This window comes from Pseudomonas sp. ABa2, assembly GCF_056676075.1.
This window is the reverse complement of the sequence record NZ_CM155239.1, coordinates 512,379-524,056: the sequence shown is the minus strand read 5'-3', so window position 1 is coordinate 524,056 and position 11,678 is coordinate 512,379. Positions and strand designations below refer to the sequence as shown.

Annotated in this window: 14 protein-coding genes; 5 read left to right on the top strand and 9 right to left on the bottom strand. The window is 69.6% G+C overall.

What is annotated here, in order from left to right; translation table 11 throughout:
* Nucleotides 1-49 precede the first annotated feature (49 nt).
* The 7 genes from AC1G9C_RS02505 to bioB all read right to left on the bottom strand — a co-directional run bounded on the left by AC1G9C_RS02505 (nt 50) and on the right by bioB (nt 6,142).
* Nucleotides 50-781: a putative metalloprotease CJM1_0395 family protein gene (locus AC1G9C_RS02505; RefSeq protein ID WP_480409363.1), complete on the bottom strand. Its 732-nt coding sequence runs from the start codon at nt 779-781 to the stop codon at nt 50-52.
* Between the two features lie 294 nt (nt 782-1,075).
* Nucleotides 1,076-1,375 carry a hypothetical protein gene (locus AC1G9C_RS02500; RefSeq protein WP_021445032.1) on the bottom strand — a complete coding sequence of 100 codons (300 nt, stop codon included), beginning with the start codon at nt 1,373-1,375 and terminating at the stop codon, nt 1,076-1,078.
* Between the two features lie 98 nt (nt 1,376-1,473).
* Nucleotides 1,474-2,160, bottom strand: a complete 687-nt coding sequence (gene bioD, locus AC1G9C_RS02495; RefSeq protein WP_480409362.1) for a dethiobiotin synthase — start codon at nt 2,158-2,160, stop codon at nt 1,474-1,476.
* Between the two features lie 82 nt (nt 2,161-2,242).
* Nucleotides 2,243-3,073, bottom strand: a complete 831-nt coding sequence (gene bioC / locus AC1G9C_RS02490) for a malonyl-ACP O-methyltransferase BioC (protein ID WP_480409361.1) — start codon at nt 3,071-3,073, stop codon at nt 2,243-2,245.
* Between the two features lie 30 nt (nt 3,074-3,103).
* Nucleotides 3,104-3,832 carry an alpha/beta fold hydrolase gene (locus tag AC1G9C_RS02485; protein WP_480409360.1) on the bottom strand — a complete coding sequence of 243 codons (729 nt, stop codon included), beginning with the start codon at nt 3,830-3,832 and terminating at the stop codon, nt 3,104-3,106.
* Nucleotides 3,825-4,994: an 8-amino-7-oxononanoate synthase gene (gene bioF / locus AC1G9C_RS02480; RefSeq protein ID WP_480409359.1), complete on the bottom strand. Its 1,170-nt coding sequence runs from the start codon at nt 4,992-4,994 to the stop codon at nt 3,825-3,827. The genes AC1G9C_RS02485 and bioF overlap by 8 nt, the downstream gene beginning before the upstream one ends.
* 92 nt (nt 4,995-5,086) lie before the next feature.
* Complete coding sequence (gene bioB / locus AC1G9C_RS02475) at nt 5,087-6,142, bottom strand: biotin synthase BioB (RefSeq protein ID WP_021444586.1); 1,056 nt, start codon at nt 6,140-6,142, stop codon at nt 5,087-5,089.
* Nucleotides 6,143-6,349: 207 nt separating this feature from the next.
* Here bioB and AC1G9C_RS02470 point away from each other — a divergent pair, with 207 nt between their 5' ends.
* From AC1G9C_RS02470 to rarD, 5 genes are all read left to right on the top strand, one after another.
* Nucleotides 6,350-6,643: a hypothetical protein gene (locus AC1G9C_RS02470; RefSeq protein WP_122110078.1), complete on the top strand. Its 294-nt coding sequence runs from the start codon at nt 6,350-6,352 to the stop codon at nt 6,641-6,643.
* 42 nt (nt 6,644-6,685) lie between these two features.
* Nucleotides 6,686-7,417: a double zinc ribbon domain-containing protein gene (locus AC1G9C_RS02465; RefSeq protein WP_480409358.1), complete on the top strand. Its 732-nt coding sequence runs from the start codon at nt 6,686-6,688 to the stop codon at nt 7,415-7,417.
* Nucleotides 7,418-7,477: 60 nt separating this feature from the next.
* Nucleotides 7,478-8,242 carry a TOBE domain-containing protein gene (locus AC1G9C_RS02460; RefSeq protein WP_480409357.1) on the top strand — a complete coding sequence of 255 codons (765 nt, stop codon included), beginning with the start codon at nt 7,478-7,480 and terminating at the stop codon, nt 8,240-8,242.
* A gap of 56 nt (nt 8,243-8,298) precedes the next feature.
* A complete protein-coding gene (locus tag AC1G9C_RS02455; protein WP_122110081.1) occupies nt 8,299-9,273 on the top strand; it encodes a serine/threonine protein kinase in 975 nt (324 codons plus the stop codon).
* Nucleotides 9,274-9,468: 195 nt separating this feature from the next.
* A complete protein-coding gene (gene rarD, locus AC1G9C_RS02450) occupies nt 9,469-10,362 on the top strand; it encodes an EamA family transporter RarD (protein ID WP_021442079.1) in 894 nt (297 codons plus the stop codon).
* A 239-nt stretch (nt 10,363-10,601) separates the two neighbouring features.
* Here rarD and AC1G9C_RS02445 read toward each other — a convergent pair whose 3' ends face one another.
* Complete coding sequence (locus AC1G9C_RS02445; RefSeq protein WP_480409356.1) at nt 10,602-11,120, bottom strand: glycine cleavage system transcriptional repressor; 519 nt, start codon at nt 11,118-11,120, stop codon at nt 10,602-10,604.
* Between the two features lie 34 nt (nt 11,121-11,154).
* Nucleotides 11,155-11,604, bottom strand: coding sequence for a GNAT family N-acetyltransferase (locus tag AC1G9C_RS02440; protein ID WP_021442081.1), 450 nt, complete (start codon nt 11,602-11,604; stop codon nt 11,155-11,157).
* Between the last annotated feature and the right edge of the window lie 74 nt (nt 11,605-11,678).

Sequence of the window (11,678 nt, the reverse complement as noted above, 5' to 3'; positions counted from 1 at the left end):
GAAACATACGTTTACGCCACCCCCTTGTCAAGCGCTGCCAATCGCCCGGCTAGGCGAGCAGATCGATGCGCGAATCCGGCGCCGGCCATTCGCCCAGGCGCCGATACAGCTCAAGACTAGGCGCTGGCGGCAAGGGCTGCTGCGCGGCGCGGTCTTCTTCGTCGCCTTCCTCGGCGTCCCGCTCGGCCTGGCGCGCCTCGGCCGCGGCGACGGCCTCCGCGCGGCGCAGCTCGGCCAGTTCCACCCGCGCCTGAGCCGCCTGCGCCTGGGCCTGGGCGGCGACGCGCAGGTCCTGCGCGGACGGCTCGACCGGCGCCAGCGCGGCACGCAGGACCACCTCCATCTTGCGCAGGGTGGCTTCGGGATCATTGGGCACGGGGGCGGTGTCGATGCTGACTTCGCCGGAAACGGCGTAGCGCTGGCCGTCCGGGCCGCGCTTGAAGCTGTAGCTGGGCGCCCCGGCGTACTGCCCGCCCACCGCGGCATGGGCCTGCTCGTGGGCCCGCACTTCGCGGTCGCGCTGGCTCAGCTCGGCGATTTCCAGTTGTTCGAGACGTTGCTGCTGCGCACTGGGCTCGCCGTCGCCACGGCCATCGCGCTCGGCCGAGCGATCCGCCTCCTCGCGCCCGGAAGCGGAGGAGTCGGCCTGCGCCTCCTGCGTCGGGGCGGCAGGCGGCTGATCGGCGCGAGCGATATCGGGGGAAACTGCGGCCGAGAGTGGCCGGGCCGGCGCGACGGGCGGCGAGGGGACGAACGACGGCAGGCTGCTGCCGATCTGCATATGCTCCCTCCTACCCCGCAATTGGCCGCATCCGCGGCCGGGGTAATGAACTTAGAGCCTATTCACGATCTGGCGAGCTAGAGCCATGCAAGGCGCTACGTTAGTAACAGCCTCCGGCTGGTCAAAACAGGCCAAGGCCGGTCGGAGTCGCGCTCGACTTTACGAGCTGTATATGAGCGGTACTCGCTTCGCTCGCCCCTCCGGGGCCGCACTGAAGTGCGTTAGCCGCAGGCGGCTTGCTGAGCCTGTTTTTAACGCAGCAGGGCCGACGCACGGCAGATCGTGGATAGGCTCTCAGGCACGCGTATCGATCAGGGTGCCAAGCACCTCGTCGGCGGTTTCCACGACGCGCGCACTGGCGCGCACCTCGTTCTCGCCGACGCGCAGGGCGACCAGGCTTTGCGCCAGGTCGGGGCGAGTCTGTTCGGCGGCTTGCGGCGCCGAATTGACCTGATTCTGCGGCGGGGTCTGACTGCCTTGCGGCGGCTGGCTGACGGCGTTGCTGGCGATCTCGCTGGCTGCCTGTTCGACACGGCGCTGCCCGGCCTGAATGCCGCTCAGACCCGAATTGAATGCGTTGGCAGAGATTTCCATCGGCAGCTCCCGGCGCGATTAGAACCTAATGGCCGGTATTGAAGCAGAAACTGCCTAAAAAACGTACAGGCAAAAGGCTATGGTCGGGTAACTGCTTATTACCGCTGAACCAGCCGGTCGAGATCCAGATGCGCCGCCACCGCCGCCGGGCTTGCCTGGGCCAGACGTGGCACGCGCCCCAGGCAGGGCGCCGCCAGGCGTTCGGCGAGGGTGGCGAGGTTTTCCTCCAGGCGCGAGGTCTGCGCATCGACCACATTGGCCACCCAGCCGGCCAGGCGCAGGCCGTCGCGCTCGATGGCCTCCATGCTGAGCACGGCGTGGTTGATGCAGCCCAGGCGCACGCCGACCACCAGGATCACCGGCAGGCCCAGGGCCACGGCCAGGTCGGAGAGGTTCTCGCCGCCGGCCAGCGGCACGCGCCAGCCGCCGGCTCCTTCCACCAGGGAAAAATCGGCACCCTTGGCCAGGATCGCGCGCACCGGGCCGAGCAGGCTGGCCACATCCAGCTGCACCCCGGCCTCGCGCGCCGCCAGGTGCGGGGCGATGGCCGGGGCGAAGGCCAGCGGATTGACCTCCTCGTAGCGCAGCGCCAGCGAGCATTCGCCGAGCAGGGCCAGGGCATCGTCGTTGCGCAGGCCGTCTGCGGTCATGGCGCAACCGGAGGCCACCGGCTTGGCCGCCGCGGTGCTCAGTCCGCGCCGGCGAGCGGCATGCAGCAAGCCGGCGGCGATGGTGGTCTTGCCGATTTCCGTGTCCGTTCCGGTAACGAAGTAGGCTTGAGTCATCAGTCGAACCCTCTGCCGAAGTGGTCTTGCCGGCTTCTCATGCCGAGCCGGGTATCCGTTCCGGTGACGAAGTAGGCGTGGGTCACTGCGGGTGCTCCATTCGATCCACGCTCAACGGCTTCTGCAGCACGCCATAGACCACCTGGTAGGTGGCCGGCAGCCCCTCGGCCTGACGGAAGCCCTCGTAGGCCTCGATCAGCGCGCGAATCCGCGCGCGCCCGGTCAGCCCGCCCGGCCGCCCCGGGTTGAGGTTGTGCGCGCCGAGGTCCTTGAGCGAGGCGGTCAGGCTGCGCAGGTCGGGAAAATGCAGCACCTCGGCCTGGCGCTGCAGGCTCAGCAGCTGCAGCTCGCCGGCGGCGCACAGGCGCTGGTAGTCCTCGAAGCGGCGAAAGCGGTTGACGTGGACGAAGCCGTCCACCGCCTGCCAGCTGCCCTGCAGCTCCTGCAGGGTGCCCACGCACAGGCTGGAAAAGGCCAGCACGCCGCCCGGGCGCAGCACCCGCGCCGCCTCGCGGAGCACCTGCGGGAAATCGGCGCACCACTGCAGCGCCAGGCTGGAGAACAGCAGGTCGAGGCTGGCGGCCTGCAGCGGCAGCGCCTCGGCATCGCCGGCGACGAAATGCGCGGCGCCACCCAGCGGCCGGGCGTGGCGCAGCATGCCCTCGGCGATATCCACGGCCAGGCCCTCGCTCCGCGGGAAGCGCGCGCCCAGGGCGCGGGTGAAATGCCCGGTGCCGCAGCCCAGGTCCAACCAGCGCGCCGGCTGCAGCGAGGCGGGCAGGCGCTCGAGCAACTGCGCGCCGACGCTGCGCTGCAGCGCGGCCACCGCATCGTAGCTGTCCGCCGCACGGGAGAAGGAGGCCGCGACCTGGCGCTTGTCCGGCAGACCGCCGGGCTGGGCATGCTCGCTCATGGTCGGCCCCCGCGGAAGAAAGCCAGCACCCTACGACTCACCATCACTGGCCTCGCGGATAAACTCGAGCAGCAACGCCGCCAGGGCCTGCGGCTGTTCCAGCACGAAGGCATGGCCGCAGCCTTCCAGCACATCCACCTCGCCGGCCGGCAGCAGGGCCAGCAGCGCTGCGCCAGCCGCGGCCGGTACCAGGGCGTCCTGCTCGGCCAGCAGGTGCAACTGCGGCCCGGTGAAGGCGGCCAGCGCCGCGCGATTGTCCAGGCTCGCCAGCACCTGAAGCCCGGCCAGCAATTGCGCGCCAGCCGCCTCGGTCAGCGCCGCCTGCAGGCGGCGCGCCAGGGCGCGGGCGTCGCTTGCGCCCTGGGCGCAGAGCATGGCGAAACGCTTGAGGGTGGCGCCGGCGTCCTGCGCACAGCCGGCCTCGAACGCGGCGAAGGTCTCGACCGGCATGGCGCTCGGCCAGCCCTCGCGAGCGACGAAGCAGGCATTGGCGGCCAGGCTGATCAGCCCCCGGCAACGCGCGCCACGGCGCGCCGCCAGCGCGGTGGCGAGCATGCCGCCGAGCGACCAGCCGGCCAGCCAGCAGTCTTGCGGCAGGCGCGCGTCCAGCTCATCGAGCCAATCGTCCACTGCCGCCGAGGTCAGCGCCGGCAGTTCGCACCATTCAACCCGCAGCTGGTCACCCAGCGCCTCGGCCAACGGCTGCAACAGGGCGCTGTCCAGGCCCCAGCCGGGCAGCAGGATCAGTCGTTCAGTCATGCTCTTGCACCTGCGGCCAGCACTCGGCCAACGCCTCCAGCAACAGCTCCAGCTGCGCCTCGCTGTGCGCCGCGGACAGGGTCACGCGCAGCCGCGCGCCGCCGACCGGCACGGTGGGCGGGCGGATGGCGCCGACCAGCAGGCCGCGCGCCTTGAGCAGTGCCGAAAGCTTGAGGGCACGGGCACTGTCGCCGACCAGGATCGGCTGGATCGGCGTCGGGCTGTCCATCAGGCTCAGGCCGATCTCGGCGGCGCCGGCACGAAAGCGCGCGATCAACTGGTTCAGGTGCTCGCGGCGCCAGCCTTCGCTGCGCAGCAACTCCAGGCTCTTCAGGGTGGCGCAGGCCACCGCCGGCGGCTGGCTGGTGGTGTAGATATAGGGGCGGGCGAACTGGATCAGGGTCTCGATCAGTTCCTCGCTGCCGGCGACGAAGGCCCCGGCGGTGCCGAACGCCTTGCCCAGGGTGCCGACCAGCACCTGTACCTCGTCCAGGCCCAGGCCGAAGTGTTCGACTATGCCGCCGCCGGTGGCGCCCAGCGGGCCGAAGCCATGGGCGTCGTCGACCATCACCCAGGCCTGCGTGGCGCGCGCCTCGGCGCACAGCGCGGGCAGATCGGCGAGGTCGCCGTCCATGCTGAACACGCCGTCGCTGACCACCAGGCAGTTGCCGCTGGCCTTGCGCAGGCGATTGGCCAGGCTCACCGCATCGTTGTGCAGATAACGCGAGAAGCGCGCCCCGGACAGCAGGCCGGCATCCAGCAGCGAGGCGTGGTTGAGGCGGTCCTGCAGCACGCTGTCGCCCTGCCCGACCAGCGCGGTGACCACCGCCAGGTTGGCCATATAGCCGGTGGAGAACAGCAGCGCGCGCGGCCGCCCGGTGAACTCGGCCAGCGCCGCTTCCAGCTGGTGGTGCGGCGTGCTGTGGCCGATCACCAGGTGCGAGGCGCCGCCGCCGACGCCCCACTTCTCGGCGCCGGCGCGCATGGCAGCGATCACCTCGGGGTGATTGGCCAGGCCCAGGTAATCGTTGGAGCAGAAGGCCAGCAGCTCGCGGCCATCGACCTGCACCAGCGGCCCCTGCGGTGATTCAAGCAGCGGGCGTTGGCGATAGAGGTTGGCGGCGCGGCGCTCGGCGAGGCGAGTGGCAAGATCGAAGCTCATGGCAAGACCTGGTGGATAACCGCAAGCGGGTTATCCACCCTACAGAAGGACTACGTAGGGTGGATGACGCGAAGCTCATCCACCGCCTGACTTCAGACCGCGGCGTTATAGAACAGCTTGGAATCGCGCTGCTCGACCAGGGCCTGCTCGATGGCGGCCTGGTGCACCTCGTCGGCATGCTCCTCGCGCTCCTCCGGCTTGATGCCGAGGCGTTTGAACAGGGCCATGTCCTTGTCCGCCTGGGGGTTGGCGGTGGTCAGCAGCTTCTCGCCGTAGAAGATCGAGTTGGCGCCAGCCATGAAGGCCAGGGCCTGCATCTGCTCGTTCATCTGCTCGCGGCCGGCGGACAGGCGCACGTGGGATTTCGGCATCATGATCCGCGCCACGGCCAGGGTGCGAATGAAGTCGAACGGATCGACGTCCTTCTCCTCGGCCAGCGGCGTGCCCTTGACCTTGACCAGCATGTTGATCGGCACGCTCTCCGGGTGCTCCGGCAGGTTGGCCAGCTGGATCAGCAGGCCGGCGCGGTCGTCCACCGATTCGCCCATGCCGAGGATGCCGCCGGAGCAGATCTTCATCCCCGCCTCGCGCACGTAGGCCAGGGTCTGCAGGCGCTCGCCGTAGGTACGGGTGGTGATGATGTTGCCGTAGAACTCCGGCGAGGTATCCAGGTTGTGGTTGTAGTAGTCCAGCCCCGCCTCGGCCAGCGCCTGGGTCTGCTCCTGATCCAGCTTGCCCAGGGTCATGCAGGTTTCCAGGCCGAGTTTCTTCACCCCTTTGACCATCTCCAGCACGTAGGGCATGTCCTTGGCCGACGGGTGCTTCCACGCCGCGCCCATGCAGAAACGGGTGGAACCGATGGCCTTGGCCTCGGCGGCGGCCTTGAGCACCTTCTCCACCTCCATCAGCTTTTCCTTGTCCAGGCCGGTGTTGTAGTGGCCGGACTGCGGGCAGTACTTGCAGTCTTCCGGGCAGGCGCCGGTCTTGATCGACAACAGCGTCGAGACCTGCACGCGGTTGGCGTCGAAGTGCGCGCGGTGCACCGTCTGCGCCTGGAACAGCAGGTCGTTGAACGGCTGTTCGAACAGCGCGCGGACTTCGGCCAGCGACCAGTCGTGGCGGGTGGGGGTGGCGGCGGTTGCACTCATCGGGAGCTTCCTTCGACGCTAGGCGGCGTCTGTTGTCGGGGCCCGCGCACGGGGCGACGGGACGTTCAGGCTTAGGGCATCATAAGTGGCCTTTGGATGCTGTCAACCGCCAACAAGACACAGGTTTACCACTGATCGTTTATTGATCAATCGAACTTTCATACTGGCACCTGGCCAAACCCCTATCGCGTCATCGGAATCTTCTGCATGCAGCTAACCGGCTTTTTCGACTGGCTGGGCCACACCCTGGGCAGCGCCATCCGCTTTATCGTCGATCTGTTCTCCGGCGCCCTGGGCGCGGTGGCCGACGCCATCGATGCGTTCCTCGGCGGCATGGCGCGGGCCATCGGCATGGACGTGTCGATCTTCAGCCTCGTCCTGCTGATCCTCGGCCTGCTGTTTCTCTACAAGGGCGTGCGCGCGCTGCTGCGCAAAGCCATCTTCGCCGGGGTGATCTGGCTGCTGCTGGGCCTGGTGCTGATGGGCTGGCTGATCCGCTGAGCGCCGGCTAGGCTCAGGGCTTTCGCTCACGGACGAGCCGCCATGCCCCTGCTCCCCCTCACGCTTCCCGCCTGGCTGCAACCGCGCCGCCATTGCCAGCTCTGCGACGAGCCCGCCGACCACCCCCGACACGCCATCTGCAGCGCCTGCGAGACCGAGCTGCCCTGGCTCGGCGCGCAGTGCCAGGTGTGCGCGGTGCCGCTGCCGATGGCCGGCCTGATCTGCGGCGCCTGCCAGCGCCAGACGCCGAGCTTCGCCCGGGTGGAGGCGCCGTGGCGCTATGCCTTTCCGGTGGACAACCTGATCACCCGCTTCAAGCACCAGGGCCAGTGGCCGCACGGCCGGCTGCTCGCCGAGCTGCTGGCCGAACACCTGCAGCACGCCTACGACGAAGGTTTGCCCAGGCCGCAGGCGCTGCTGCCGGTGCCCCTGGCGCGGCGCCGCCAGCGTCGCCGCGGTTTCAACCAGGCGCAGATGCTCGCCGACTGGCTCGGCCGCCGCCTGCAGTTGCCGGTGCACGGCGACTGGCTGCAACGGCGCCTGGACACCCCGGCGCAGCAGGGCCTGGACGCCGCCACGCGCAAGCGCAACCTGCGCCAGGCCTTCGCCCTCGACGCCGGCGCCGAACTCGCCGGGCGCCACCTGGCACTGGTCGACGACGTGCTCACCACCGGCGCCACCGCCGGCATTCTCGCCCGCCTGCTGCGCCGCGCCGGCGCCGCGCGGGTCGACGTCTACTGCCTGGCGCGCACGCCGCGCCCCGGCGACGGCTGACTTGACTTGCCGGTCAGAGTCGCGCAACGTGCCGCCCATCGCCCTTGCCATCCGCACCCCATGGCCCAGCCCGATCCCCTCGCCCAACTGCTCAGCCGCCGCCCGCAACGCCTGGCACTGCTCGAGCAGATCGCCGTACAAGGCTCGATCACCCGCGCCGCCAAGGCCGCCGGACTCAGCTACAAGGCCGCCTGGGACGCCATCGACGAACTCAACAACCTCGCCGAACAGCCACTGGTCAGCCGCAGCGTCGGCGGCAAGGGCGGCGGCGGCGCGCGCCTGACCCCGGCCGGCGCCCGCCTGCTGGCCCTGCATCGGCGGGTGCAGGCACTGCAGGCGCAGCTGCTGCAGGCTGCCGAGGACGACGCCGACCTGCAGCTGCTCGGCCGCCTGCTGCTGCGCACCAGCGCGCGCAACCAGCTGAGCGGCCGGGTGCGGGCGATCCAGGCGCAGGGACGCAACGATCTGGTCGAACTGGAACTGCCGGGCGGCGCGCTGATCCGCGCGCAGATCACCCGCGACAGCACCGAGAAACTCGAACTGAGTGCCGGCGCCGGCGTGGTGGCGCTGATCAAGGCCGGCTGGCTGGAACTGCAGCCGCTGTCGGCGCCGCTCGATCCCGCACGCAATGCCCTGGAAGGCTGGATCGAGCAGGTCCTGGCGGCGGACGACGGCCCCAGCGAAGTGCGCATCGGCCTGGCCAGCGGCCAGACCCTGTGCGCCCTGGTCGACCCGGCGCGCCTGGCGCAGCTGGGCCTGCGCGCCGGCGACCCGGTGCGCGCGCAGTTCGCCGCCAGCCAGGTATTGCTCGGCACCCAGGTCTGACCCCGCTGGCCGGGGACAAAGGGCTACACTGTGCGCCCTAGCGCGCGGAGCCTGTCATGAGCCATCCCTTCTCCACCCTCACCCCGGACCTGGTGCTCGACGCCGTGGAGAGCCTCGGTTACCTCAGCGACGCCCGCGTGCTGGCGCTCAACAGCTACGAGAACCGCGTCTACCAGGTGGGCATCGAGGACGAGGCGCCGCTGATCGCCAAGTTCTACCGCCCCGACCGCTGGAGCGATGCGGCGATTCGCGAGGAGCACAGCTTCAGCTTCGAGCTGGCCGAATGCGAGGTGCCGGTGGTGGCGCCGCTGCTGCGTGACGGCGAGACCCTGTTCGAGCACGGCGGTTTCCGCTTCGCCCTGTTCCCGCGCCGCGGCGGGCGCGCGCCGGAGCCGGGCAACCTGGATCAGCTGTACCGCCTCGGCCAGTTGCTCGGCCGCCTGCACGCGGTCGGCGCCAGCCGCCCCTTCGCCCACCGCGAAACCCTGGCGGTGGACAATTTCGGTCACGCCTCGCTGGCTACCCTGCTGGGCGGCGGCTTCGTCCCGCGCAGCCTGCTGCCGGCCTACGAGTCGGTGGCGCGCGACCTGCTGGCGCGCCTCGATCAGCTGTTCGCCCGCGTGCGCTACCAGCCGATCCGCCTGCACGGCGACTGCCACCCCGGCAACCTGCTGTGCCGCGACGACAGCTTCCACATCGTCGACCTCGACGACTGCCGCATGGGCCCGGCGGTGCAGGACCTGTGGATGATGCTGGCCGGCGAGCGCCACGAGCGCCTCGGTCAACTGGCCGAGCTGATGGACGGCTACCAGGAATTCCACGACTTCGACGCCCGCGAGCTGCCGCTGATCGAGGGCCTGCGCGCGCTGCGCCTGATGCACCACAGCGCCTGGATCGCCCGACGCTGGGACGACCCGGCCTTCCCCCTGGCCTTCCCCTGGTTCGCCGGCGAGCGCTACTGGGGCGACCAGATCCTCTCCTTGCGCGAGCAACTGGCGGCGCTGGACGAGGAGCCGCTGCGGCTGTTCTGAGACGTAGCCCGGATGAGCCTTGCAATGATCGCCGGCAAGCCGGCCCAGACCGATACAGTTGCCCGCGCCGCGTAAACTTTGCCTTACGACTTTCCCGGCACGCGGCCATGGAGAAAAACTGAACGAACAGACAAGCCCGGGGCCCGGGGACTAGAATTCCGCGGCTACCGTTAGCTGCCTAAGCAAGGACTCCGCATGGCCACCGCCAACCCGCGACGCGGGTATCTCCTCGGCCTCACCGCCTACGTCATCTGGGGCCTGTTCCCGCTCTACTTCAAGGCCATCCAGAGCGTGCCGGCACTGGAAATCATCGTCCACCGGGTGCTCTGGTCGGCACTGTTCGGCGGCCTGCTGCTGCTCGTGTGGAAACACCCGGGCTGGTGGCGCGAGCTGCGCGACCATCCCAAGCGCCTGGCGGTGCTGGCCGGCTGCGGCCTGCTGATCGCCACCAACTGGCTGGTCTACGTCTGGGCGGTGAACAACGAGCGGATGATCGAGGCCAGCCTGGGTTACTACATCAATCCGCTGATCAACGTGCTGCTCGGCCTGCTGATTCTCGGCGAGCGCCTGCGCCGCCTGCAGTGGCTGGCCGTCGGCCTGGCCGCCCTCGGCGTGCTGCAGCAGGTCTGGCAGCTGGGCAGCCTGCCCTGGGTGTCGCTGGTGCTGGCGCTGACCTTCGGCTTCTACGGGCTGATCCGCAAACAGGCGCCGGTCGCCGCCCTGCCCGGCCTGGTGGTGGAGACCTGGCTGCTGCTGCCGGTGGCGCTGGCCTGGCTGGCCCTGCACCCGGCGGCGGCGAGCAGCCAGGCGAGCTTCTGGACCAGTAGCGAGGCGCTGTGGCTGGCGGCCGCCGGGCCCATCACCCTGGTGCCGCTGGTGTGCTTCAACGCCGCAGCGCGCCACCTGCCCTACACCACCCTGGGCTTTCTGCAGTACATCGCGCCGACCCTGGTGCTGCTGCAGGCCATCCTGCTGTTCGACGAGCACTTCGCCCCCAGCACCCTGCTGGCCTTCGCCTGCATCTGGGCCGGGCTGGCGGTGTATAGCCTGGATATCTGGCTGAGCCTGCGCAAACGTCCGAGCGTGTAAGGGGGTGCGCACAGCGCACGCACTCGGCTGAGCAGAAAACACCCAACCGCCGCCAGGCTGCGTCAGCCCTGGCGCGGCGCCTTTCGGCCCCAGCCCAGCCACAGCTCCCCCCGGCATTTGCGCACAAACCTTTGATCCTGCTGATTTTTTAGCCAGGCAAAGAAAAACCCCGGGGCACTAGAGGGTGCGCCGGGGCTCCCCAGCTTATCCACAGGCTGATCCACGCCAGCCGTGGATATTCAGTCCTCCTGACGCAGATTCAGCTCCACCATCAGGTCGTCGGCCAGGGTCTCCAGGCGCGCCTGCAACTGCTCCAGCGGCAGCGTCTCCGGCACCGCCAGCAGCGCCTCGGCGGTGAACAGCAGCTCGCCGCTCATCGGCGCCGGTGCCACTTCGGTCAGCAGGCTTTCCAGGTTGACACCCTGCTCGGCCAACAAGCGGGTGATGTCGCGCACGATACCGGGGCGGTCGTTGCCCACCAGCTCCAGGCGGATCGCGGTGAAGCGTCCGCCCGGCTCGCTGCCGCTGACCGCCAGTTGCACACGAATGCCCTGCGCACCGAGCGCCTCCATGGCCTTGATCAGACCGCCGTGCGCCTCGGCCGGCACGTCCACCCGCACGATGCCGGCGAACTGCCCGGCCATGCGCGCCATGCGACTTTCCAGCCAGTTGCCGCCGTGCTCGGCGACGCAGGCGGCGAGGCGCTCGACCAGCCCCGGTTGATCCTCGGCAATCACCGTCAGTACCAGATGATCCATGTACTACCTCACTCGTTCACAGGATTGGAAAGGCTCAGCCGCGCAGCGCCAGCCAGTAGGTGAGAAATTGCTCGTCGCGCACATAGCCCAGGCGCTCGTACAGGCGCTGCCCGGCCAGGTTGGTCTTCGCCGTTTCCAGCTGCAGGCCGCAGGCGCCGCTGGCCTCGGCATGAGCACGGGCGGCGTTCATCAGCGCCGCGCCGACGCCGGCGCGGCGAGCCGACTCGTCGACATAGAGATCGCTGAGCAGCCAGGCCGGTTCCAGCGCCAGGGACGAGTGGAAGGGATAGAGCTGGACGAAGCCCTGGGCCGCGCCCCGCTCGTCGCGGGCGATCAGCAGCTGCGAGTCGCCGCGCTGCAGACGCTGGCGGAGAAAGGCGGCGATCTCCGTCTCGGCCCGCGGCACCTGGTAGAAGGCCAGGTAGCCGGCGAACAGGCGGGTGAGGTCGACGAGGTCGGCGGCAACGGCGGCGGATACCGGCATGGCAGGCTCCAGAACGGGTCAGCGCAGTATAGGCGAAGGCGGCGTAGGCCATATTCGTCCTCTTGTCAGTAGCC